The sequence below is a fragment of the Streptomyces sp. NPDC026673 genome, from assembly GCF_040638135.1.
Classification (GTDB): domain Bacteria; phylum Actinomycetota; class Actinomycetes; order Streptomycetales; family Streptomycetaceae; genus Actinacidiphila.
On the sequence record NZ_JBEZXR010000005.1, the window covers coordinates 180,507 to 202,556 of the forward strand.

Annotated in this window: 33 protein-coding genes and 1 pseudogene; 9 read left to right on the forward strand and 25 right to left on the reverse strand. The window is 71.5% G+C overall.

Annotation, left to right across the window (positions count from 1 at the left end):
* Positions 1-288 precede the first annotated feature (288 nt).
* Complete coding sequence (locus AB0F62_RS06450; RefSeq protein WP_361792790.1) at positions 289-546, forward strand: hypothetical protein; 258 nt, start codon at positions 289-291, stop codon at positions 544-546.
* 21 nt (positions 547-567) lie between these two features.
* On the opposite strand, the gene AB0F62_RS06455 is transcribed toward AB0F62_RS06450, so the two are convergent.
* The 7 genes from AB0F62_RS06455 to AB0F62_RS06485 all read right to left on the reverse strand — a co-directional run bounded on the left by AB0F62_RS06455 (position 568) and on the right by AB0F62_RS06485 (position 5,123).
* Entirely contained in the window at positions 568-2,049 is a 1,482-nt protein-coding gene (locus AB0F62_RS06455; protein WP_361792792.1) for a phage portal protein, read from the reverse strand.
* Complete coding sequence (locus tag AB0F62_RS06460; protein WP_361792794.1) at positions 2,049-2,201, reverse strand: hypothetical protein; 153 nt, start codon at positions 2,199-2,201, stop codon at positions 2,049-2,051. The genes AB0F62_RS06455 and AB0F62_RS06460 overlap by 1 nt, the downstream gene beginning before the upstream one ends.
* Positions 2,202-2,217: 16 nt before the next feature.
* Positions 2,218-2,433 carry a hypothetical protein gene (locus AB0F62_RS06465; RefSeq protein WP_361792796.1) on the reverse strand — a complete coding sequence of 72 codons (216 nt, stop codon included), beginning with the start codon at positions 2,431-2,433 and terminating at the stop codon, positions 2,218-2,220.
* A gap of 11 nt (positions 2,434-2,444) precedes the next feature.
* The gene (locus AB0F62_RS06470; RefSeq protein WP_361792798.1) at positions 2,445-3,710 is read right to left on the reverse strand and encodes a PBSX family phage terminase large subunit; all 1,266 of its coding nucleotides are present in this window, start codon (positions 3,708-3,710) and stop codon (positions 2,445-2,447) included.
* Entirely contained in the window at positions 3,703-4,254 is a 552-nt protein-coding gene (locus AB0F62_RS06475) for a helix-turn-helix domain-containing protein (protein ID WP_361792800.1), read from the reverse strand. Before AB0F62_RS06475 ends, AB0F62_RS06470 begins: the two co-directional genes overlap by 8 nt.
* 167 nt (positions 4,255-4,421) lie before the next feature.
* A complete protein-coding gene (locus tag AB0F62_RS06480; protein WP_361792802.1) occupies positions 4,422-4,664 on the reverse strand; it encodes a hypothetical protein in 243 nt (80 codons plus the stop codon).
* Between the two features lie 162 nt (positions 4,665-4,826).
* Positions 4,827-5,123, reverse strand: a complete 297-nt coding sequence (locus AB0F62_RS06485; protein WP_361792804.1) for a hypothetical protein — start codon at positions 5,121-5,123, stop codon at positions 4,827-4,829.
* A 199-nt stretch (positions 5,124-5,322) separates the two neighbouring features.
* Here AB0F62_RS06485 and AB0F62_RS06490 point away from each other — a divergent pair, with 199 nt between their 5' ends.
* Entirely contained in the window at positions 5,323-5,946 is a 624-nt protein-coding gene (locus AB0F62_RS06490) for a hypothetical protein (protein WP_361792806.1), read from the forward strand.
* Positions 5,947-6,200: 254 nt separating this feature from the next.
* Here the strand turns inward: AB0F62_RS06490 and AB0F62_RS06495 are convergent, their stop codons facing one another.
* The 18 genes from AB0F62_RS06495 to AB0F62_RS06580 form a co-directional block, all read right to left on the reverse strand.
* Positions 6,201-7,049, reverse strand: coding sequence for a hypothetical protein (locus tag AB0F62_RS06495; protein WP_361792808.1), 849 nt, complete (start codon positions 7,047-7,049; stop codon positions 6,201-6,203).
* A 94-nt stretch (positions 7,050-7,143) separates the two neighbouring features.
* A complete protein-coding gene (locus tag AB0F62_RS06500; RefSeq protein WP_361792810.1) occupies positions 7,144-7,431 on the reverse strand; it encodes a WhiB family transcriptional regulator in 288 nt (95 codons plus the stop codon).
* On the reverse strand, positions 7,428-7,727 hold the full coding sequence (locus tag AB0F62_RS06505) for a hypothetical protein (protein WP_361792812.1): 300 nt from the start codon (positions 7,725-7,727) through the stop codon (positions 7,428-7,430). The genes AB0F62_RS06500 and AB0F62_RS06505 overlap by 4 nt, the downstream gene beginning before the upstream one ends.
* A complete protein-coding gene (locus AB0F62_RS06510) occupies positions 7,724-8,335 on the reverse strand; it encodes a hypothetical protein (RefSeq protein ID WP_361792814.1) in 612 nt (203 codons plus the stop codon). Before AB0F62_RS06510 ends, AB0F62_RS06505 begins: the two co-directional genes overlap by 4 nt.
* Positions 8,336-8,542: 207 nt before the next feature.
* Positions 8,543-9,427 carry a hypothetical protein gene (locus AB0F62_RS06515; protein WP_361792816.1) on the reverse strand — a complete coding sequence of 295 codons (885 nt, stop codon included), beginning with the start codon at positions 9,425-9,427 and terminating at the stop codon, positions 8,543-8,545.
* Between the two features lie 40 nt (positions 9,428-9,467).
* Positions 9,468-9,704, reverse strand: coding sequence for a hypothetical protein (locus tag AB0F62_RS06520; RefSeq protein ID WP_361792818.1), 237 nt, complete (start codon positions 9,702-9,704; stop codon positions 9,468-9,470).
* The gene (locus AB0F62_RS06525; RefSeq protein ID WP_361792820.1) at positions 9,701-9,895 is read right to left on the reverse strand and encodes a hypothetical protein; all 195 of its coding nucleotides are present in this window, start codon (positions 9,893-9,895) and stop codon (positions 9,701-9,703) included. Before AB0F62_RS06525 ends, AB0F62_RS06520 begins: the two co-directional genes overlap by 4 nt.
* Positions 9,892-10,179 (reverse strand): hypothetical protein, encoded by a 288-nt coding sequence (locus tag AB0F62_RS06530; protein WP_361792822.1) that lies wholly within the window; start codon positions 10,177-10,179, stop codon positions 9,892-9,894. Before AB0F62_RS06530 ends, AB0F62_RS06525 begins: the two co-directional genes overlap by 4 nt.
* A gap of 61 nt (positions 10,180-10,240) precedes the next feature.
* Positions 10,241-10,690, reverse strand: coding sequence for a single-stranded DNA-binding protein (locus AB0F62_RS06535; protein WP_361792824.1), 450 nt, complete (start codon positions 10,688-10,690; stop codon positions 10,241-10,243).
* Positions 10,691-10,692: 2 nt separating this feature from the next.
* A complete protein-coding gene (locus tag AB0F62_RS06540) occupies positions 10,693-11,235 on the reverse strand; it encodes an HNH endonuclease signature motif containing protein (protein ID WP_361792826.1) in 543 nt (180 codons plus the stop codon).
* A 149-nt stretch (positions 11,236-11,384) separates the two neighbouring features.
* Positions 11,385-11,561, reverse strand: a complete 177-nt coding sequence (locus AB0F62_RS06545) for a hypothetical protein (RefSeq protein WP_361792828.1) — start codon at positions 11,559-11,561, stop codon at positions 11,385-11,387.
* Positions 11,558-12,211, reverse strand: coding sequence for a hypothetical protein (locus tag AB0F62_RS06550; RefSeq protein WP_361792830.1), 654 nt, complete (start codon positions 12,209-12,211; stop codon positions 11,558-11,560). Before AB0F62_RS06550 ends, AB0F62_RS06545 begins: the two co-directional genes overlap by 4 nt.
* Entirely contained in the window at positions 12,208-13,080 is an 873-nt protein-coding gene (locus AB0F62_RS06555) for a hypothetical protein (protein WP_361792832.1), read from the reverse strand. The genes AB0F62_RS06550 and AB0F62_RS06555 overlap by 4 nt, the downstream gene beginning before the upstream one ends.
* A gap of 162 nt (positions 13,081-13,242) precedes the next feature.
* Positions 13,243-13,875, reverse strand: a complete 633-nt coding sequence (locus AB0F62_RS06560) for a hypothetical protein (RefSeq protein ID WP_361792834.1) — start codon at positions 13,873-13,875, stop codon at positions 13,243-13,245.
* Positions 13,872-14,882 (reverse strand): ERF family protein, encoded by a 1,011-nt coding sequence (locus AB0F62_RS06565; protein WP_361792836.1) that lies wholly within the window; start codon positions 14,880-14,882, stop codon positions 13,872-13,874. Before AB0F62_RS06565 ends, AB0F62_RS06560 begins: the two co-directional genes overlap by 4 nt.
* The gene (locus tag AB0F62_RS06570) at positions 14,879-15,202 is read right to left on the reverse strand and encodes a hypothetical protein (protein WP_361792838.1); all 324 of its coding nucleotides are present in this window, start codon (positions 15,200-15,202) and stop codon (positions 14,879-14,881) included. The genes AB0F62_RS06565 and AB0F62_RS06570 overlap by 4 nt, the downstream gene beginning before the upstream one ends.
* Positions 15,203-15,245: 43 nt before the next feature.
* Entirely contained in the window at positions 15,246-15,413 is a 168-nt protein-coding gene (locus AB0F62_RS06575; RefSeq protein WP_361792840.1) for a hypothetical protein, read from the reverse strand.
* Entirely contained in the window at positions 15,410-15,616 is a 207-nt protein-coding gene (locus tag AB0F62_RS06580; protein ID WP_361792842.1) for a helix-turn-helix transcriptional regulator, read from the reverse strand. Before AB0F62_RS06580 ends, AB0F62_RS06575 begins: the two co-directional genes overlap by 4 nt.
* A 413-nt stretch (positions 15,617-16,029) precedes the next feature.
* Between AB0F62_RS06580 and AB0F62_RS06585 the strand changes: the two genes are divergently transcribed.
* From AB0F62_RS06585 to AB0F62_RS06615, 7 genes and pseudogenes are all read left to right on the forward strand, one after another.
* A complete protein-coding gene (locus AB0F62_RS06585) occupies positions 16,030-16,485 on the forward strand; it encodes a helix-turn-helix domain-containing protein (protein WP_361792844.1) in 456 nt (151 codons plus the stop codon).
* Complete coding sequence (locus tag AB0F62_RS06590; RefSeq protein ID WP_361792846.1) at positions 16,482-16,862, forward strand: hypothetical protein; 381 nt, start codon at positions 16,482-16,484, stop codon at positions 16,860-16,862. Before AB0F62_RS06585 ends, AB0F62_RS06590 begins: the two co-directional genes overlap by 4 nt.
* Complete coding sequence (locus AB0F62_RS06595; protein ID WP_361792848.1) at positions 16,859-18,487, forward strand: recombinase family protein; 1,629 nt, start codon at positions 16,859-16,861, stop codon at positions 18,485-18,487. The genes AB0F62_RS06590 and AB0F62_RS06595 overlap by 4 nt, the downstream gene beginning before the upstream one ends.
* A 47-nt stretch (positions 18,488-18,534) precedes the next feature.
* Positions 18,535-19,179: pseudogene (locus AB0F62_RS06600) on the forward strand (ATP-binding protein); the annotation flags it as partial.
* Positions 19,176-20,417 (forward strand): DNA-processing protein DprA, encoded by a 1,242-nt coding sequence (gene dprA, locus AB0F62_RS06605; protein ID WP_361792850.1) that lies wholly within the window; start codon positions 19,176-19,178, stop codon positions 20,415-20,417. The pseudogene AB0F62_RS06600 and the gene dprA, both read left to right, overlap by 4 nt.
* A 149-nt stretch (positions 20,418-20,566) precedes the next feature.
* Positions 20,567-21,403, forward strand: coding sequence for an RNA polymerase sigma factor WhiG (gene whiG / locus AB0F62_RS06610; protein ID WP_361792852.1), 837 nt, complete (start codon positions 20,567-20,569; stop codon positions 21,401-21,403).
* Between the two features lie 80 nt (positions 21,404-21,483).
* Positions 21,484-22,041, forward strand: a complete 558-nt coding sequence (locus AB0F62_RS06615; RefSeq protein WP_361792968.1) for a helix-turn-helix domain-containing protein — start codon at positions 21,484-21,486, stop codon at positions 22,039-22,041.
* Positions 22,042-22,050: the final 9 nt, after the last annotated feature.

The following is a 22,050-nucleotide window of genomic DNA, read 5'->3' on the forward strand; positions in this document are numbered from 1 at the left end:
TCCGCCAGTGGGCGAAAGGAAAGACACGAAAGGAAGGCCATTCCCGTTCTGGGATGGCCAGCCGGTCCCTGTCTGGGACGGCGTGTGGGTACACGGTGCCCGCCTGTTTCGAGCCCAGCCACGACCGGGGCAAGGACTCGACCAACTCCTCTGGAGGCTCGCGTCAGTGACGCGGCGAACGAGAAGTCAACGTCATTTGCAATCTGCAAGTGGCTGGTCGAGACCTTCGTACGATTCCGTCGATGTGCTCACCGCGCCAGCCGCTTGCCTTCACGGAAGGAAGCGCAGTTGAGCGCGAACAGGAAGAAGCTCATCGCTCTCAGCATCGTGGTTCTGGTCGGCCTATGCGCTGGCCTCGGCACGTGGCTGGCGTTCCTCAGCACCGGCACGTCCGGGTCAGACAGTGCGAAGCTTGGCGGTGCCGTCCTGCTTGGTGTCGTGGCCACAGGAATTGCCGCCGTTGCCCTCTTCGGCTTCAAGGACGATGGTCTGACACCCCAGCAGCAGGGTGTGATCGCGGGCGACGGCCGTGTGATCAGGCAGTGACGTGGTTATCGGCGGCAGCCCTCACAACGGGAATGTACCGACAGGGTCGGGGGCTGCCACGCCGGTCTCTCGTAGGATCGCGGCGACCTCGGACCGTAGGGCGGTGTCGTCCCACTCGGGGTGGAGGACCTTCACCTTTGTTGCGGTCGATACGGCGCCGGCACGGTTCAACAGGTCGAGGGTTGTCGCCCTCGCCTGCTCCGACTCGACAACACCGGAACCGAACTCGACCGTCGGCCGCTCCGGCGTGTACCGCTGGCCGAACTGGACGACGTCGACCTGTTGCATGACGTACGTCATGCCTGCGACCTCGTACCGCCAGTACCCGGCCTTCTTCTTCCGGGTCATGTCGGAGCGCTGGTCGCGGGCGTCGACCTCGGTCGCGGTCTGCGCGGCCCCGTCGTCGGCCAGGCCGAACGAGGTCGCGGAGTAGCCGGCGGTCTGCGCGGCCTGCCGGATGGTGGCCTCCGCGGTGGCGCGGTGCTCGTCCACGCGGATGAGGAACTGCGACAGGGTGATCCCGCCTTCGGCGTTGGGCGGCATCTTCAGCGTCTGCCAGACCTCGCGGTCCTCGTCGAACGCTGCACCTATACCGGGGCCCTGGTCGCGGAGGTAGCCGTCCGGGACGATCAGGCGGGCGCGGGCGAGGCGGATATCCCGCATCCATGACGTCCATGTCTCGTCGAGCGCGTCGAACAGGTCGCGGATGCTGTCGTAGTCGGACCGGCCGATCGGCGAGCCGCGGTGCAGCCGGTTGGGCAGCATGTTCGGGACGTACGCGGCCGTGAGGTCGGTAATCCCGGTGAGGATGCTGTCGCCGTCGCCGTCCGGGGAGAGGGCGGCGACAAGCGGCGCGGTCTCCGGGTGTTCCGTTAGCGGCACCCGCCGGCCGATGTTGTCGGCGGTGCCCTCGTACAGGGCCTCGACGATGCGGCCGGACTCGTGACGCTCGATGTGCCGCCACGTCTGCGCGGGTGTGCTGCCCGACAGCTCTCGCCAGAACGACACGGCGCGGAGCAGGCCGAACGCGAACTCGGGCACGGCCTGATCGGGCTGCATCGCGGTGAGCAGGGGCCGTTGCGCGAGGGTCTTGTCCCACGTGACGCGGAGGAACACGCCCGACAGGGCGGCGGCCTCCTCGGCGGCCTGCAACAGGGTCTGCTGTACGCGGCCCTCGTCGAGCAGGGTCTCCAGCCGGGCGCGGGTCGTGGCGTCGGCGACGGTGATCGCGGGCATGTCCGCGAACAGAAGATCGGCAGACGTCTGCGCGATGTCCCCGGCCAGGGGGATGTGGAGCCGTCGGTCCCGGCGGCCCGGGGTGTGCGCATGGCGGCGTCCCCACAGGCCGCGGCGGCGCTCGGCGCGGTGCTCCTCGTGGTGCCCGTACACGCGGGCCAGGCGGCGGCGGTCGCCGGAGTACCAAGCGTCGTTCACGCGCATGTCTGCGTAGATCGGAGACCACTGCGGGGGCGGCCAGGCGGCGCCGTTGGAGGGCAGGGCCATCACGCACGCTCCCTGTCGGTGATCAGGGCCGCGAGGTGGAGCCAGGACGTCGCGAGATCGTCGAGGCGTTCCATGAGCGGCAGGTTCGTCAGTTCCAACTCGGCCTGTTCGAGCAGGCGCGCGGCGTTGGCGATGGCCTGGGTTGCGTCCATCGGGCGGGCCTCCTCATCAGGTGGCGTCGGTGTAGGGGATGCGGACGGTCATGGTGAGCGGCTGCTCGTCGCGGAGGACGTGCCGGCCTTCCCGGTCGCGCAGTAGCAGGGTCACGGTCGCGGCCTCGCCGACGGTGAGCCGCACCTCGGCGACGAGGGACGGCGGCAGGCCGAGGGCGCGCAGCACACTGCGGCCCTGCTCGGTGGTGATGGCGGCCGGGATGCTGGTCATGGGGTGGTTCCTTACGCGGCGAGGGCGAGCAGGTGCCGCCACTCCTGGGCGGTGCTGTGTACGGCGTAGCGCAGTGCGTCGACGGAGTGATCCGCGACCTTGACGGGCTTGTCCTGCCCGGCCGCGGCGGCCTTCTCGTCCCACACGTAGCTGGGCAGCTCGTCGAGCAGGCCGCGGCACGATCGGTGGATGCGGAGCAGGCCCGCGGCGAGCAGCGACGCGACGGAGCGGATGCCATCGACGACGTCGTTCGTCGCCTTGGCCAGGTTGGGAAACCCGTCCTCGTACGCCTGCGTGATGAAGCTCGCGGCCGAGGGGTCGACGAACGACCACTCGGGGACGACTCCGGCCGGCGCCCCGGCGGGCGCGTTCGGGTGCCGCCACTCGGCGAGCCACTTGCGTATGGCGGCGCTGTACTGGGCGTCGGTCATCTGCCGTTGCGCCTTGCGGCTGTCGTGCCGCCACTCGGCGCACGCGTACATGCGGCCGTCGACGCCCTCGCCGAGCAGGATCACGGACGTCGCGTTGACGGTGCCGTAGTCCATCCCGAGCCAGTAGCGGCGTATCTCCGGCAGGGTGTCGACGACGTGTGTCGCCTCGTCGTACGCCTCGTAGATGGCGCCTTCGGCCATCACCCACAGGCCGAGGACGTTGCGCTTGTAGAACAGGCCGCGGTAACTGGCCTTGGTCCGGGCCTTGTACGACTCCGAGAGACCCGGGTTGTCGTCCATCACGAAGTGCCACGACCGGAGCCGCGTCTCGCGGGGGCGGAGTAGGTACTCCTGTTTCGCCCAGTGCTGCGGGTTGTCGGGGTTGGTCGTCCCGAAGATGGCGCTGCCCTCGATCGAGCAGCGCGCGTTGAGCTGGTCGTAAAAGCTCTTGGGGAGCGTGGTCAACTCGTCGACGTACGCCCCGGCGCACGTGAGGCCGCGGACCTTCGGTTCGGCCTGGGCGTCGTTGGCGCCGAGGGTGTGCACGGTGCGGCCGAGGACGTTCGCCGTCGGCGCGCCGTTGGTGTAGTGGATATCGCGCGTGAGGCTGCCGAAGATCGTCGGGTCCGTGAGCGGGCCGAACACGTTGCGGGCGAGGCTGTCGCGGGTCCGGCCGACCATGACCAGTTCGCCGCCCTCGGGGCGGTCGGCGACGAAGTCGAGCCACCGGAGCAGGGACGCGATGGTCTTGCCGCTCCGGACGCTGCCCTCCCAGATGTTCTGGAACGCTCGGGCCTCGACGATGCTGTCTACCTGCTTCGGCGACAGGGCGAGGCCGCTACGCATCGCCGTCGTCCTCTGCGGCCTGGTCGTCGGTGACGAACTCGGCCGGCGGCCCGCCGTGGCGCTCCGCGTAGTCGCGGGCGAGGCCCGCCATCAGGTCGCCGATGACGCTGCGGGACTCGGCGGCCCCGTCGTCCTTCGGCGGCACAAGCTTGAGGGAGCGGTCTACGGCCGTCGCGATCGTCGACATGATCGCCCGGCGGTCGCCCGGGATGGGCAGGTCGGCGGTCTTCTCGGCGTACTTGTGATCCTTGCCGCCCCACTCCCAGTAGAGCGTGGGTGCTTCGAGGCGGTCGGCCTCGCGCTCGGCGATGTCCTGGAGTCGTTCGGCGAACGCTGCGCGGCGCTGGGCAAGGTCGGCTTTGCGGACGGCGGTCGCGGCGGCGACCTCGGCGGCGCGGTCGAACGAGAGACCCAACTCGGCGGCGATCTTCGACACGGTCGAGGGGCTGCGCTTGATGGCGCGGGCGATGTCGTTGCGGGACTTCCCGGCGGCGTGCATGCGCTTGACGGCGGCGCGGTCCTTGGCGTCGATGGGGCGTGCCACGGTGGCTCACCTCCTCGCGCGGGCCGGGCATGCGAAACGCCCCGACGGTGCCGGAGCGGTCGGGGCGTTCGGTCTACTTGCGGCGGTGTGTGGGCACGCCGGAGACGCCCCCCATGATGCGGGGGACGGCCCTTAAGTGCAACTGAAAGGTTGCGGGTCTGTTGGGGCTACCGACTCGCGCGGTAGACGGCGGCCTCGTTGGCTCCCTGCTCTCCTGCCCATACGAGGATCCGAGCGGGGTAGTCGCGCGCTCCGGTGTGCGCGAGGTACGCCGCGGCGGCGGCCTCGACCCATGACGGCGGCATGTCGTCTTCGCCTTCCTCCCATGGCTGCCATCCGGGGCCGGGCGGGCCGTCGAGGACGTCGATCCGCCACACGTAGCGGGCGCGGGGCCCGCTCGTCTCTTCCATGCTGCTCCTCTGGTGTGGGCCCTGTGGGACGGGCCTGTCCATCATGGCGCGGGCGTCGGACAGGCGTCGGACGGCCGCGGGGACGGGCCCGGCACGGCCGTCCGATGGGCGCGCGACCGGATCGGCGTCCGGTCGCACGGGTCACCTCGTCGAGGCGGCGTCCTAGCCTCTGACCTGCGGGTGTGACGTGTCGGATGCGGTTAGCGCGGTGATCGGGGGGCGTCCGTCGCGGTGGTAGCGGACGCCGAGGATGCGGGGTGCGGTGCCGTCTGGGACGTCGTCGTAGTCCCATGCGGTGCGGTAGGCGTCGGCCAGGTGTCTGACAGCGAGGCGGATCGCGTCGGATGCAGTGCCGCCGGGTCGCATGAGGACGGCGAGGTCGTCGTACACGCCCTCGTCGAGGACGCGGACGGACACGTTACGTCCGACGGCGGGCGGCGTAGGGTTGCCGGTGGTCATGGCTGGTTGCTCCAGTCGTGGTCGGGTTGGGCCCGTCCGGCGGTGAGGTCGCCGTGACGGGCCTCCGACGTTTTCAGGCGAGGGCGAACAGGGCGCCTTGTTCGGCGTCACGGGTGAGGGCGAACAAGGCGGCGAGCAGGGTGCTTGATTGCCGGGTGCTAGCGATGTTGTTGATCCGGGCGCGACGTAGAGTCGGCGCATGTCTTCGGGGTTGGGGCAGGCGGGGGTAAATGCGTGGTACGGGCCGGCGACACCGTGGGTGCGGCGGGTGCGGTCCTACCGGCTGAACAGGCGCGGCCGGCTGGTGTTGCGGCGATGGCTGCGGGTGGTCTTGTTGCGCGTGTTCGCCCTCTGCGCGGTCGCCGGGGCGGTGGGCGTGCTGTCCGCCGGTCCGGAGGAGAGGCTGTTCGTTGCCGTAGTGCCGTTGGCCTGTGCGGCGTTCTGGTGGCGCTGTTCCTTGATACGTATCGTGCTGCGTCCGGGGGAGATCGTCCGCTACTACGTCTTCCGCCATGTGGTCATTCCGGTGGGCGCTGTGCGTCGTCTGCACCGCGGCGCCTGGCGCGGTGGGCTGGTCCTGGAGACGCATGCGGGCGAGGAGATCGACTTCCTTTGGTTCGACGGGTCGCTGTGGGATTTGCTGTATGACTTCTCGGCGGTGTGCGTGGACGCGATGTGGGCGCATGTGCGCCGGCCCCGAAGCCAGGAACGCGCATCGGCCTCTGTGGCGCTAATCCGCCGCTTCACCTGGACCCCGGTGGGAGACTTGCTCGCTCTGTCTGCCGTGGCATGCCTGGTCGCCGGCGTGATCGCCCAGCTCTAAGGGGGCTTAGGTGGGCAGGGTTCCGGCGGTAGCGAGCGGACGGGAAATCCACAGATGCCTCCGGCGTACTCGCGGACGTAGTGGACTGTTCTGCGGCGGTCGTTGGTGGCGGCTTGGTAGAGGTCCATCTCTGTTCCATGGGGTCTAGCCGGTTAACTGTCCTGCAAGACAGAAAGTATCGCATATTTGCCACACGTGAAAGCTGTGGGGCGGGGTGAACCACACCACACGGCGCACCCTGCCCCTGTCCGGCCCTACTTGCCCGGCTGCTGACCAGCGTCTATCGCTGCCCACAGGTCGACGAGGTCCGCCCCTGCCCACGCCCGGCGCCCCCGGTCGTCGAGGAGAACAGGCGCCCCGCACTCCTGTCCGGTCGGACAGGTAATGACGGCCTCCGTCGCTCGGCCGGGCTCCGTCCTCGCTGTGAGGCGCGCCCCGCACCACGGGCACGCCCGGTTCAACCGGGTCGTACGTCCGTCACGGATGAGTGCCCGGGTGATCCCGCGGGCGCAGTCCCGTGCGATGCCGGCGGCGTCGGTGAGCAGCCGATCGGGGAGCAGGCCGAACAGGTCCCCGTCGGACTTGCCGGTTACGCGGGCGGCGAGCCATCGGGCGGCGAACGGCACGCCACGGGCCCGGCTGCCCGGCGACGTCGGCGCGGCGTAGTGCCACCTGGCGGGGTCGGTGGCGTCGGCCGGGTGCGTGATCCACACGGTGTCGCGGCTGACGGCCGGGACGGGAACGGACCGGATCGACCGCTGCACCGTGGCGGCGACGCGGTCGGCGAGGTCGGCGAGCCGGCGCTCCGTCGACACGGCCGCGTCGAGGGCGTCGAGGTTGAGCGGCGCCGGGTGCTCCCGGATGACCAGGGGTGCGCGGTTGTCCGGGTGCGGCCGGGCGCGTTCGCCGTCGGCCGGGTGTTGGTCGAGGAATCCGCGGGACTCGCGCGGGGGCCACTCCGCGGCTGGCGCGCGGTCGATGGCGTCGACGAGGTCGGGCCACTGCTCGGCGATGGCGTGGAAGTTGGCGTACGCGTTCGTGACGGTCGAGGTGACGCGGAATACCTCGTCGAGGATCACGCCGGCGGGAGGGGTGCCGTTCATCGGGCGAGCATGTCGATCAGGCGGGCTGCGAGGCTGATGAACGAACTCGCGGCGATGGTGGCGAGCCACCAGACGGGGACGTTGACGGTGCTGTTCATGTGGCGGGCCTCTCCTCGGTCTGCTGGCGGGTGATACGGGCGGCGCGGGTTGCCCGGCGCTGGGCGAGGTAGCGCATGCGGCGCACCTCGCGGCGGTCGAGGCCGCCCCAGATGCCGTCTCGGATGTCGTTGTCCTCGGCGAACTGGTCGCACTCGACGGCGACGGGGCACGCCCGGCAGATGACGAGGGCGGACCGGCGGCGGGCGTATTCGGTGGGATGGGCGAACCACAGATCGGGGTCGTCGTGGCCGCGGCATGCGGCCTGCTGGCGCCAGTCCCTCATGCGGCACTCGTGGCGTCGCGGTCGGCCTCGACCTCGCGGATAGCGTCCTCGGCCGCGGCGAGCTGCTGTTGGAGCGCGCGCGTCAACGACTGGGCCCCGGCGGTCGAGCGGCGCAGAGCCTCGGCGTGGGCTATCTCGGCTTCGACCTGGGCGCGGAGCTGGGCGGCTTCGGCGGTCGTGAGGCTGAGTCGGCCGGCGGCGGCGCGGTCGACGCGGGCGAGCAGGTTGCGGATGGTCTGGCGGCGGTCGTCGCGCTGCTCGGTCGCGATGCGGCGGCGCTCTCGGCGGCCGGTCACTTGGCGGTCTCCTCGGCCTCGTCGGCGGCGCGGGACTCGACGTCGTACCGGGCGGCGTCGGCGATCTGCTGCAAGCGGACGATCAGCTCGGGCAGCTCGTCGACGGGCACGCCGCTGCCGTTGCGGTCGGTCCGGAAGTAGAGGGCGGCGCCCTGGCCGGGGATCTCGCCGACGGCGATGAGCAGCCGGTCGCCGTCGACGTCGGCGCGGTGGTACTTCGGGAGGCCGCGGTCGTCGACGCGGTACGTGTCGGGCTCGTCGTCCTGGTCCTCGTCGTCGGGGTCGACGTACTCGGCGGGGATCCGGGCGTCGGCCTCGTCGAGGGCGTCGGCGTACTGGCGGACGCGGCCGGCGGCTTCGGCGAGGGCTTCGCGGGCGTTGTCGTTGCCGTACTCCTCGGCGGTGTCGTCGACGAGGGCCGCGGCGTGGCGGTACGCCTCGGCGACGACGGAGGCGCCGGAACCTACCTCGACGCCGGTGATGCCGTCGCGGTCGTCGAGGGCGCCCTCGATCCATCCGGTGGCCTGCCCGGCGAGGTCGTCGGCGTCGGCGTAGGCGGACTGGTCGTCGTGGACGTGGACGAGGACGGCGAGGGGGAGGGCGTTCACTGCTGGCGCTCCTGGTCGTGGTCGTCGTCGAGCGGGGGGAGCTGGGGCTCGCGGAACAGGTGGTCGCGGCGCCACTCGGGGGGCGGCGCGGTGATGTTGCTCATGGGCGTTCCTGGTGGGGCGGGCAGCACTGGGGGTCGTCACACCGGCTGCCGCCCGCCGTCATGACGACGGCGAGCAGCAGCGCGGCGAGCAGGGCGGCGATGGTCACTTGAGGGCGGCGGCGAACGAGGCGTTCACGTCGAGGGCGGTCGCGTGCTCGTCGAGCAGGCGGCGGGCGGAACCAAGTCCCGTGAGCAGGCCGCGGGTCGAGCGGGTCACGCCGAATCGGGAGCGCTGGCCGTCGTAGCGGTCGGCGACCTGGCGGGCGAGTTCCCGCGCGTGCTGGGCGAGGATCACGTACGCGACGGCGAGGGCGGTGTCCGGCGTGCCGTAGTCGCCGGAGAGCAGGACGTCGCGGAGCGTCGACAGGGCGGGGGAGTGCTGGCCGCTGTTGAAGTCGAGGGCCTGGCGGGCCTTGCTGACGGCGTCGGCGACAGTGCGCGGCTCCTCGGCCGGTGCGGGCTGCGGCTCCGGCTGCTCCTCGACGGCCTCGGCGTCTGCGGCCGGTGTGCCGTGCTCGGGGCACGGGAGTCCGGTCATGAGGGTGAACGCGCATGCGCCGGGCTCCGGGGTCTTCCCGGCGAGGCGGCCGAGGACGTCGAGCAGGGTCTCCCCGCCGTCGGCGCGGTGCTGCTCGGCCTTGCGGATGCCCTCGGTTGCGCCCTCGGCGGCGGGCGCTCCGGCGGCGCGGAGCGCGGACAGGATCGGCGAGGGGGACCACTGGCGGGCGACCTCGCGGAGGACGAGCGCGGCGTCCGACTTGGCCAGGCCGCGGGCTCCGGCCTCGACCTCAACCGTTCCGGGCTTGTCGCCGGGGCTGATCAGGACGTAGGCCAGGGCGTCGCGGCCGTCGACGACGGCCAGGCGGTCGCCGTCCTCGGCGGGCTGTTCGGTGCCGATGCTGTCGGCGACGTGGGCGAGGAGGTCGTCCAGTCCCGCGGGGCGGTGGTCGTCGGGGCGGTCGGGCGTGGCAATGGCGGTCTTCGTCATGGGGTGTGCTCCTGGTCTCGGTGAGGTCGAGGGGGCGGGGCTACTTGAGGCCTGCGCGTCGGCCGGCCTCGGTGTGGGCGGCGCGGCATCCGTCGCACGCGGTCTCGCCGCGGTTGAGGTGCTGCCGGTATCCGGCGTTGCTGCCGCACTTCGGGCCGCGGGTGGGCGGGAGCTTGGCGGGGCGCTGCGCGGGGGCGCGGTAGGTGCCGACGTCGCGGATCGCCTGGACGTCGGCGAGGGCCTGCGCGTACAGCTCGGGGGCGACGGGGGTCGTCACGGGGCGGTCCTCGGCGGGTGGTGGTGGGCAGCGGTTCGGGCGCGGTGCACGTTGGCGGTGCGGTATCGGGTGCCGCCGTGGCTGGTGCACAGGGCGCCTGCGGCTGCTCCGCAGTCGCCGCACGGGACGGCGAGGGCGGGCAGCTCGTAGGCGGGCGCGACTGTGGGCGCGGGGCGGGCGGGCGTCGTCATCCGACGTACCGGGCGTAGACGTGGAACTCCGGCTTGGCGCCCTTGGCCTGGATGGTTCGGGCGGCGGCCTCGAACGATCCGGCCGGTTCGTACGCGGTGAAGTGGGCGGTCTTGATGCGCTGCGCGAGGCTGTAGGCGGCGGCCGGCGTCTTCGCGCTCGTCACCTTCCCCCACTCGGTGGGGCGCGCTTCGAGCCGCGTTGCTATGTCGGCGTGGTCGAGGATCGGGCGCGGGCCGCGGGCGGCGCCGCCGGGCAGGGTGTCGATGAACGTGATCTCGGGCATGGTCGGGTGCTCCTGTGGTGTCGGTACGTGCGCGCGGGGCGAGGGGCGACCGGTCGGGCGGTCAGTAGCCGGGGCCGGTGTTCCATCCGTCGTTCTGCTGGCTGCTCCACTGCTGGGCCTGCTGCTGGGCCTGCTGGGCGCCCTCGCGTCCGGCCTTGGTGATGTGGGCGGTCGCGCGCTGGAGGGAGGCGGCGACGTCGTCGGCCTCGACCTCGTAGACGGTCCGCTTGATGCCCTCGCGGTCGTCGTAGCTGCGCTGGGTGAGGCGGCCGGTCACGATGACGCGGGCGCCGCGCTGGAGGGATTCCGTGACGTTCTCGGCGAGCTTGCGCCAACACGACACGGTCAGGAACAGGCTCTCGCCGTCCTTCCATTCGTTGGCCTGCTTGTCGAACGTGCGGGGGGTGCTGGCGACGCGGAACTTCGCGACGGCGTGTCCGGCGGGGGTGAATCGCAACTCGGGGTCGTCGACGAGGTTCCCGGCGAGGGTGAGTGTGGTCTCTCCGGCCATGGTTAGGCGGCCTGCCTTTCGGTGGTGTGGGTGGCGCGGGCGGCGCGCTGGCGGGCGTCGGCGCATGCGCGGCATGTGCGGTAGGGGCGGCCGCTCGATCGGCGGGTGTCGATGCGGACGTTCGCCGGGTCTGTGAGGTCGTGGCCGGAGTCGCATCGCGTCTTGGCGGCGTTGCGGGCGGCCGGCGCGGTGCCGCGGAGGGTGTTGGTGCGGGCGGTGACCACTTCGAGGTGGTCGGGGTTGACGCAGTTGCGGCGGCGGCATCGGTGGTCGAGGACGGCGCGCTGTTCGATGCCGTCGCCGTCGTCGGCGGTGGCCGGTATGGGGCCGTGCTGTTGCTCGTAGGCGAAGCGGTGGGCGAGGTAGGTGCGGCCGTCGCCCCGGAACCATCCGTAGAACTCGCCGTGTTCGCCTGCTCCGGCGGGTTTGTGGGGGGCTGCGGTCCAGAGGGCGCAGCGTCCGGGGGCGCCCTTGTAGAGCGACCACGGGCCGTCGGTGTCGACCTTGTCGGCGAACCGTTCGGCGGCTGCTCGGGCGGGGGGCATGGGCGCGGTTCTCCTCGGTGGTGCTGAGCCGCGGGGCTCGCCGTTCGGTCTGCCTCGCGAGGCTTTATGTCTCGCGAGGCAGAAAGCTAACACGGGGATTCGCGCCCTGACCAGGTCTTTTCACTCTTGGTAACTGGACCTGCGAGGGTCTACGCAGGTGTCTGCGGGCCGCTCTCGGGGTCGGTCGGGGCGATGGTCCATCCGGACCGTTCGAGGGCCCTCACGACGCGCTGGGCCACGTTCCCAGGCCTGCTCAGTAGCTCGGCGATGTACGCCTCTTCGAGTTCGGCGCGGATGACGGCGACGGCGGCGGCCGGGGCGCTCATCGGTCGTATCCGTTCTGGGCGGACGCGAGGTCGAGGCGTGACGGGTGGGGTGCGGCGCGGTGTCGAGCGCGCTTGCGGCCTGCTCGGCACGGCTCGTTCACGCGGGCCTGGCACGGGGCGTACGGGCACGGCACGTTGAGCGGGTCAGGGAGTCCGCCGTCCGCAAGGGCTTCGCGCTGAGCGCGGCGCTGCCGGTACGGGCCGAGAGCTTCGGCGACGTGGTCGGGCATGCGGGCGACGAACGCAGCGACGGCGGGGGCCGGGCCGCCCGTGAGGGCGAGAGTGCCCGGGGCGGCGCCGACGGCCTGGCGGACGGTCTGCGAGGCGATCCGGCCGTCCGCGATGGCGGCGTTCATGGCGCGCTTGCGGGCGAGGTACTGGCCGGGCGTCTCGTCGGGGCGGCCCTCGTCGAACACGTTCGCTTCGGCGATGCGGGCGGCGCGGATCTTCGTGCGCTGCTGGATCACGTGCGCGGGGGTGATCCACCGGTCGGTGTCGGCGTAGTGGCGGGCGACGGCGTCGCGGGCGTCCTGGTCGAACGGGACGGCGTGAAGTGCGGCGCCCCACGCGAGGGCGTCGGCCTCGCCGATGGTGCGGCGGTCGAAAGCGGCGGCGAGCGTCAGCAGCTCGGCGGCGTCGGCGGGGTTCACTGGGCCTCCTGGGCGCGGAGGCGGGCTGCCAGGGCGAGGCCTTCGGCTACCCGCTGATCGGTGGTCGAGGGGCGGGCGGCGAGGGGGACGACGTTCCCGCCGGCCGGGCGGCTGGCCTGGAGCCGCAAGGTGTCGTACTTGGCGCGGAGCTTCGGCAGGCTGAGGATGTTCGCCCGCCAGAACTCGGAGTCCTGGCACCACTTGATCGCGGTGTGTACCTGCTCCTCGGTGCGGCCGTCGCGGTCGAGCATGAGGCGGGCGGCGGTGCGCCAGGCCTTCGTGATCGTCGGTCGCTGGCTGCCGTTGCGCTCGATGCGGTCGGCGAGGTGATGACACAGGCGCTCGACGTCGTCGCGATCGGTCGCCGGGTCGGACGGTCGCGGAGCGATCTCCGACGTAGGTAGTTCTCCCTGTTCCTTGCTCCCTGTTCCCTGTTCCCTGTTCCTTTCCTGGGGTGAGTCCTCAGTGAGTCGTGCGTGAGTCCTCGGCTCGTCCTCATCCCTGCTGGTCAGGGGCTCGGTCGGGGCAGAATCAGCCTGGTCGGGGGCCGGGACGCGGCTGCGCGTCGGGCGGTTGATCCGCTGGTGCTCACGCCACCCGTTGACGGCCATGTACCGCCGGGCGTTGACGGTGTACCGAGTGATCAGTGAGTGATCAGTGAGTGCGCAGAGGTCGGCCTCGACGTCGGCCGCGGTGCGGTCGTCGAGCGGCCAGACGGCGGCCTTGATGAGCCGGGCGTCGTCGACGCAACGGCCCTCGTCGTCGACGTGCGTCCACAGACCGATGAACGTGAGGCGCTGCTCCGGAGAGAGGTCGGCGATGGTCAGGGAGGTGAAAAACTCGGGCTTGATCGTGCGTATCCGTGCCATGGCGCGGTGGTGCTCCGTTCGGGGGCCCGCCCGGCGCGTGGCCGGGCGGGCGGTGTGACTACGGGCGGCGGTGGCGACAGCCGGGTCGGCCGGTGAGGCGGTCGGCGATCCATCCGGCGGCGAACCATCCGGCGGCGACGACGGCCAGGACGAGGACGGCGATCACTGCTCGATCACCTCGACCGGCACGTCTACGGGCGCGGCCGGCAGTTCCGGCGCGGTGCGGATGTCGAGGCGTGCGGCCTCGATCGCGTCGAGGGCGAGTTCCTGCCCGGTGAGCTGCTGTCCCTTGCTCTTGCGGGTGAACGACCACCGGAAGTAGGGGCGGCGGTTGGCGCGCATCCGGACGCCGGGGACTTGGTGGACGAGGCCCGTGTCCGGGTCGGCGTACTCGGTCGAGTTGGCAGCCGTGAGGGCGTCGAGGACGGCGGCCTCGAACTCCTCCGTCACGAACGTCTCGGTCCGGGCCGGGATGATCCGGTAGTCGAAGTGGTCGGGGTAGGTGTCGCGCACCCACTCGACGAACGCCCCGCGGTTCTCGACCTGGGCGGCGGCGCTGCCGGGCACGCGGGTCACGGTGGCGAACTTGGTCTCATCGTCGGGGAGCGTGATGTCCGACTTCGTCGAGCGGGTCGCCTCGTACTGCTGGGTGAGGGCGTGGGCGGCCTCGGTGTCGGCGACAGCGAACAGAGCCTCAGCCTCGTCGAGCTTGGCGCGCATGGCCTGTCGGCGGCGGAGGACGGCGGCGAGGTACGCGGGGTCGGGTGCCTGGGGCTTCTTGCCGACGTCGGTCACTTCGTAGCTCCGGCCTGCTCGATGCGGTCGGCGAACGTGTTGAGCTGCTGCGCGGTGGCCTGCTCGATCGGCACGCCGTACACGGCGATGAAGTCGGCATCGACGGTCGCGAGGTGGGCGCGGCTGGCCGCGATGCGGAGCCGTTCCTCGGCCTTGATGGCGTCGGCCGGGGCCTGCTCGACGACGACGGAGGGGTCAACGACTGTCGTCCCGCGCTGCGGCTGCTGGGCTTGGGCGGCGCGCTGCTTCTCGGCGGCGATGGCGTCGAGCTGGCCGAGGTAGTCGTCCGGGGCGCCAGCCGCGACAGCGGCCGCCCGTACGGCTGCGAACTGCTCGGGGCCCGGTGCCTTGCGAGCCTCGGCGAGGTAGTCGCGGCGGCCCTGCTGCTGCGGCTGCTGGGCGGGCTGCTCCCACTGGCCACCCTCGGCGCGGTCGCTGCGCCGCGGCTGCTGGCGGCGTTGCTGCTTGGCGGCCTGGCGGGCCTTGTCCTCGGCTATGTGCGCTTCGGGGACGGGGTGGTGCCGGTCGCCGTCGTCGATGCTGCGGCCGTCGACGGGGAGCATGAAGAGGGTAAAGAGCAGGTACTTAAGGGCCGCGCTCTGCGCCTTGTTGGTGGCCTTGTCGGCGAAATCGCTCGCCTCGCCGGGCACTTCGGCGATCAGGCAGTCACCCGCGGGGCCGTACACGCTGTACCGCATGAGGATGTTCGCCCGGGTCATCTTCCCGTCGCGCTGCTGCTGGTGGTGCGCGATGCGCGGCAGGATGAACAGGCCGTGCTTCCGGAAAGGTCCGGCCATCGCGCTCATCACGTCATCGATCCCGCGGAACTTGTAGTTCTGCTGGGTGTTCGTTTGGTCCTTGCCGACGGGCATCGCCTCGGCCATGACGGCGGCGATGACGGCGAAGATGCGCGGAGCGTCGGCCGGGGCGCCCTCGGGCGCGGGCACGTACTCGACGTCGACGGACGGGACGAGGCCCGGGAACGTGGGGGCGGCAGCGGTGGTCATGCGGCGTATCCGTTCGTGAGGTGCGTGGTCAGGGCCAGGTGCGCGGCGTCGCGGGCGGCGTTGGCGTAGTCGCGGCCGTAGTCGGTGGCGCGGTGGTCGGCGCGCATGTGCTCGTGGTGGTCGACCGCGTCGCCCAGGTCGCGGAGCAGGGCGTCGGTGGTGTCCCCGTCTCGGAGGTAGGTACCGACGAGGAGTGCGGCCGTGCCGACTGCGAGAGGCGAGGCGGCGACGATGTCGAGGAGGTCGGCGCGGTCGCGGCGGCCGTCGCGGTAGTCGCGGGCGATGTCGTCGAGGTCGGTCGGGTTGTGCTGCGCGTTCACGGTGGGTCCTTGGTGCGGTTGTCCGGGTGAGGTCCGGAGTGGTTCAGGCGGCGGCGCGGTGCTGGGCGCGGTGCTCGGCGCGGGCGAGGATCTGCGCGGCCTGGGGGGTGAGTCGGCCGGCGGCGCGGTCTCGGGCGAGGCGTTCGCGGGCGGCGTCGAGGACGGCGCGGGCGTTCGCGTAGCAGGCGGCGCGGTCGCGGGTGCCGGTCACGCTGCGGCGGTGCCGTACACGTCCGCGACGGTGATGTTCACGGCGGCGGCGATGCGGGCGGCGATGGGGAAGCGGGGAGCGGTGCGGCCGGTCCACACGCGCCATGCGGTGGGGACGGACACTCCGGCGGCCTGGGCGAGCTGGTGACTGTTCTCGATCCCGGCGGCGTGGGCGGCGCGGTGGAGAGCGGTGCGGTCGTACATGGCTGTGCGTAGTCCTTTCCGATCAGATCCGCTCGGTTACAGATCTGACTGGTCAGAAAGTAGCACCGTTCTGTCTGGAGGGAAAGATAGGTTCCGTTTTCGTCCTGACCTGGCACTTTCCATCACCTTCACGACTACTTCATGAGTCGTTCACTGGAAGCGCTTATCTCTTCACAGGTGGGGCAGTTGTCCGAACTTGTCCGTAACTTGCCTGTGGGGCAAACAGCTTGCTCGCGGGATGGTTTGGTGCGGTTCAGGTTGTTTGGGTGCCTAATAGGGACTAGCGGGACGGCAGATAATTAGAAAGAATGTTCGAACGTCATCGGATGCGAGGGGGGCGGTAGAGGTGCCGCGGAGCGACCCAACATGTTCGCGGTCTGTCAAGGCCGATAGCAGGCCGCTATATTTCACCCATGACAAACAGAAAGAGCGACGCTGCTCAAGCGTTCGCAGAGTGGCTTCATACCAAGCTCACCGCCCGCGGCTACGACCTCACAGGGCCGCGCAGCGGGGGCAAAAGCCGCTTCTCCGAAGACAGCGGCCTTAGCCCGTCGACCGTCGGCCGCCTCCTGCGCGCCGAACCGGTCACCGACACCGACGTCCTCGCCCGCCTGGCCGCCGCCCTCGGCGTACCTCTCGGGGAAATCCTCGTCCGCGCCGGAGTCCTCAGCGAGGACGAACTCGGGGCCGTCCGCGCGCCCGACACCGGACCGCGCCGCATCACCCCCGAAGACGCAGCCGCCGAACTCGGCATCACCGATCCGCAGGCACGGCGACTGTTCATCAACATGACAGAGACGCTGCAACGCACCCCACGCCCCAGCGAGAGACGCGGCGCAGACCCCAACCACGGAGCACAACCCAAGTGATCGCACCCTCGCGCCTGATCACCACGTTCGGGCCGCAATCCCTCCTCGCCATCGGAGGCACGTCCGCCGCCATAGGCATCATCGGCACCGAAGACACCGCGCGCCGCGCCGGAGTCGCGCTGCTCATCGTTGCCGCACCTCTCCTCGTCATCCGCGCCCTCACTCGCCTATTCGTCACCGACGCCGCCCGCCTCGCCGAAGCGCACACCGCCGGATACCGGCAAGCCCTCGATCACGTCGCCCGCGGCCTGCTCGACCAATACACCGCGCCGACCGGCCCCGGCCGGCCACCGGCGGACGGGCAGACCACGGGCGCCGTGATCGAACTACGCCGCCCGGACCGACATCAACCGCGACGGAAGGCACAAGGTCAGTGACCCCAGCGGAAGCACCCGCCGCCCTCGGCGGCCTGGAGCCTTGGCTCGGCTACATCAGAGTCAGCACCTGGCGAGAGGAGAAGATCAGCCCCGACCTACAAAGGACAGCCATCGAGGCGTGGGCGCGCCGCACCGGCCGCCGCATCATCGACTGGATCATCGACCTCGACGCGACCGGCCGGAACTTCCGGCGACGCATCATGGGCGGCATCCAACGCGTCGAGGGCCGCGAGGCCGTCGGCATCGCCGTATGGAAATACTCGCGCTTCGGCCGCAATGACGTCGGCATCGCCGTCAACCTCGCCCGCCTGGAGCACGCCGGCGGACAGCTCGAATCCGCCACAGAGGAGATCGACGCCCGCACGGCCGTCGGACGCTTCAACCGGCGGATCTTGTTCGACCTCGCAGTCTTCGAGTCGGACCGCGCCGGAGAGCAATGGAAAGAGGCGCACCAGTGGCGCCGCGCCCACGGCATCCCCGCCACCGGGGGCAAGCGACTCGGCTACGTCTGGCACCCGCGCCGCATCCCCGACCCTGCCCGGCCCGGACAGTTCCTCATCCAAGAGGAGCGGTACGAGGTCGACGAGGCCGCCCGCGCCGACATCGAGACCCTGTTCCAGCGCAAGCTAGGCGCCCGCGGTGACGCCGGATACGGCAGCCTCGCCGGGTGGCTCAATCGGCTCGGGTACCGGACCAGCGTCGGCACCCTGTGGAAAGCGGACAGCCTCCGCCGGTACATGCTCTCCGGCTTCGCCGCTGGCCTGCTCCGCATCCACGATCCCGCCTGTAAGTGCGACTACACGGGCAACGGCGGCACCTGTACCCAGTGGACGTACATCGACGGGGCGCACGAAGCGATCATCACCCCCGAAGCGTGGGAGAAGTTCCTCGACCACGTCGAGCAGCGCCGCCGCATAACCCCACGAGCCCGGAACCCGGTCTACACCCTCACCGGATTCGTACGCTGCGGATCATGCCGAGGCGACTGCGGGGCCGTATCGGCGACCCGCGCCGGAGGCCGTATATACGGGTACGCCTACGCATGCGGACTCCACAACCGCTCCGGCGGCACCGTCTGCGAGTGGGGCGTATGGCTACAGCGCTTCATCGTCGAAGAGGAAGTGTTGACCTGGCTCCGCCGCGAGGCAGCCGCGGGCATCGACGCGGCGCCGGCCGCACCGCGCCTCGTCCTCGTCCGTGCCGAGGCCGACAGGGACCGGGCCGCCCGCGAACGCTCCCGCCTCCAAGCGGAGCGCACCCGCATCGAGAGCGGCCTCGCCAACCTCGCCGCGGACCGCGCCCTCAACCCGGACGCGTACCCGGCGGGAGTGTTCGAGCAGGCCCGCGGTCGGCTGCTCGCGCAACAGGCCGACGTCACGACCGCCCTGGAGGAAGCCGCTGCCGTCGAGGCCGCGCCCGTCCGCGAGGACTTCCAGCCCGTCATGGGCAGCCTGCTCGACCTGTGGGACGTCCTCGACGCCCAGGAGAAGAACGCGCTGCTCCGGCAGCTCGTACGCCGCGTCGTCATCACGCGAGGCGCACGCGGTATCAGAGGGAAAGAGGGGAGCGGGAAGCACACGGTCAGCGTGCACCCGCTGTGGGAGGCCGACCCCTGGGCGGCGTAGTGCCCCCTCTTCACGTGGCGTAGCCACCTGTTTTACACGTCTCGTCCCTCGACGAGGCACCCGAGTTCCACGGTCAGGCCCTCGACGCGCTCCGTCAGCCCCTGGAGTCCGGCCATGTGGTGATCGCCAGGGCCGCCGGGGTGGTCCGGCTCCCGGCACGGTTCCTGCTCGTCCTGGCCGCCAACCCCTGCCCCTGCGGTCGGCACGGATCGCCGGGCGGCCTGTGCGAGTGCACGCCGAGCATGATCCGCCGTTACCAGGGACGGCTGTCCGGGCCGCTGCTGGACCGGGTCGACCTGCGGGTGGACGTGGAGGCCGTCAGCCGCTCCGAGCTGATCGGCGGTGCCGGTTCCGCGGAGTCCACCGGCGTGGTCGCCGCGCGGGTCGTGGAGGCACGCGAGCGCGCCGTCGCCCGGTACGCGGGCACGCCCTGGCGCCTCAACAGCGAGGTCCCCGGGCATGCGCTGCGCACCCGCTGGTCCGTGGCCCACGGGGCCCTGCGCCCGGCCGAGCGGGACATGGAGCGCGGACTGCTCACGGCGCGCGGGCTGGACCGCGTCCTGCGCGTGGCCTGGACGGTCGCCGACCTCGCGGGCCGGGACCGGCCCGACGGCGTCGACATCGAAGGGGCCCTGGAGCTGCGCACCGGCGTACGGCGCGGCATGGCGGCGGCGAGCGGGGACGCGCGATGACGGACGCATCGTCCGGGGTGGACGAGACCACCGCGCCGGACCCGGAGGAGGAACCGCCCCCCACGCCCGAGGAACGCCTGGCCCGCGCCGCTGTGACGAGGATCGCCGATCCCGGTGACGAGCTCGTCGCCACCTGGCTGGGGGAGCTCGGCCCCGTCGAGACGGTACGGGCGCTCATCGCAGGTGAGGAACTGCCGAGGGCCGGCCAGGCGAAGACGGCCGGCTATACGCAGCGGGCCCGCCGGGCCGATCCCGAGCGGGATCTCGCGGCGGCCCGGGCCATGGGCGCTCGCTTCGTCTGCCCCGGTGACCCCGACTGGCCCCGGCAGCTCGACGATCTGCGCGGCGAACGCCCGTACGGGCTGTGGGTGCGGGGCGGTGCCTCCCTGCGAATGTGGGCGCTGCGCTCGGTCGCCGTCGTGGGCGCCCGGGCCTGCACCGACTACGGCTCCCACATGGCGGCGGTCCTCGGCGCCGATCTCGCGGAGGCCGGCTGGGTCGTCGTCTCCGGGGCCGCCTACGGCGTCGACGGCGCCGCGCACCGAGGTTCGCTGTCCGCGACGGGGGCGACCATCGGCGTCGTCGCCTCCGGTGTGGACGTTCCGTATCCGCCGGGTCATGCGGAGTTGATCGGACGCATCGCCGAACAGGGACTGCTCATCGGTGAATTGCCGCCGGGATCACATCCCACCCGCAGACGCTTCGTGCTCCGCAACCGTGTGATCGCCGCCCTCACCCGGGGCACGGTCGTCGTGGAGGCCCAGTACCGCAGCGGCTCCCTCATCACCGCCCGGCGGGCCCGCACGCTGGGCCGATTCGTCATGGGCGTGCCGGGACCCTGCACATCGGCGCTGTCCCAGGGGGTCCACGAGCTGCTGCGCGCGGACGGGACTCTGGTCACCGGCGCCGCCGATGTGATCGAGCTCGTCGGCCTCATCGGCGAGGACCTCGGGCCGGAGCGCCGCGGGCCGGTCCTGCCGCGCGATCTGCTGCCGCCCGCCGCCGCGCGCGTGCTGGAGGCCGTGCCCGCCCGGGGCGGCGCCGGCTGTGCGGAGCTCGCGGTCGCCGCGGGCGGTACATCCGACGACACACTCGCCAGGCTCCATGAGCTGCACGCCCTCGGTTTCGTCGAACGAGACGGCCCGCTGTGGAAGTTGGCGGGAGCCGCCGGGCAGGACGCCGCCCCGAAGGGAGCCTCCAAGCCGACACGCTCTGCCGGTGAACACACCATCAGGTGACAGGACGGTTCTTGACCTGGGACCCCCTGGATGGCGAGGTTATGGGGACGCCAGAACGTCGCCCTGAGCGACGCCTTCGTCACGCTACGCTCAAGGAGGTTCGAGTCCCGCCCGTCCCTCAGGTCACGCAGAACGGCTCAAATCGACGCATGCACCGGCACACTCCCGGGCCCGACGGCAGCACGGCGGCGACCGCCGTCACCGGAAACCCCCGGCCGCCCGCCCCCACCTCGCTCGACGCGCTGTGGCGGACCTACAAGGCCACGGGGGACGCACGCCTGCGCGAGCAGCTGATCCTGCACTACTCGCCCCTGGTGAAGTACGTGGCGGGACGGGTGAGCGTCGGCCTGCCCGCCAACGTGGAACAGGCGGACTTCGTCTCCTCCGGGGTCTTCGGCCTCATCGACGCCATCGAGAAGTTCGACCCGGAGCGCGCGATCAAGTTCGAGACCTACGCGATCACCCGGATCCGCGGGGCCATGATCGACGAGTTGCGCGCCCTGGACTGGATCCCGCGCTCCGTGCGGCAGAAGGCCCGGGCGGTCGAGCGCGCCTACGCCACGCTGGAGGCCTCCCTGCGGCGCACCCCGAGCGAATCGGAGGTCGCCGCCGAGATGGGCATCGCCCTGGAAGAGCTCCACGGCGTGTTCAGCCAGCTCTCCCTGGCCAATGTCGTCGCCCTGGAGGAACTGCTCCACGCGGGCACCGAGGGCGGCGACCGGCTGACGCTCGTCGACACCCTGGAGGACACCGGCGCCGACAACCCCGTCGAGGTCGCCGAGGACCGCGAACTGCGCCGGCTGCTGGCCCGCGCCGTCAACACACTGCCGGAACGCGAGAAGACCGTGGTCACCCTCTACTACTACGAGGGCCTCACGCTCGCCGAGATCGGACAGGTGCTCGGGGTCACCGAGAGCAGGGTCAGCCAGATCCACACCAAATCCGTGCTGCAATTGCGCGCGAAACTGGCCGACGTCGGCCGTTGAACGCGCTTTGCCTACGGGTGCGCCCGGCAGCGGCATCGCTTCCGTACAGTGGTGAGGTGCCCAAGATTCGAGCGGCCTCGGTGGCCGAGCACCGGTCGATGCAGCGTGACGCCCTACTGGACGCCGCGCGCAGTCTGCTCTCCGAGGGCGGGACGGAGGCCCTGACCTTCCCCGCCCTGGCGGAGCGCACGGGGCTGGCCCGGTCCTCCGTCTACGAGTACTTCCGCTCCCGGGCCGCCGTCGTCGAGGAGCTGTGCGCCGTCGACTTCCCCGTCTGGGCGGCCGAGGTCGAGACGGCCATGCAGGCCGCCCCCACCGCCGAGGCCAAGATCGAGGCCTATGTGCGCAGCCAGCTCGCGCTCGTCGGCGACCGCCGGCACCGGGCCGTGGTCGCGATCTCCGCGGGTGAACTCGACGCGGGCGCCCGCGAGAAGATCCGCGCCGCCCACGGCGGCCTGGTCGCCATGGTCGTCGAGGCGCTCGCCGCGCTCGGCCACGGCGAGCCGAGGCTCACCGCGATGCTGCTCCAAGGCGTGGTGGACGCCGCGGTGCGCCGTATCGAGCTCGGCGCCGCCGAGGAGCCGGACGCCATCGCCGACGCGGCCGTCACCATGGCCCTGCGCGGCGTCCTCGGCTGACCCGCGGTG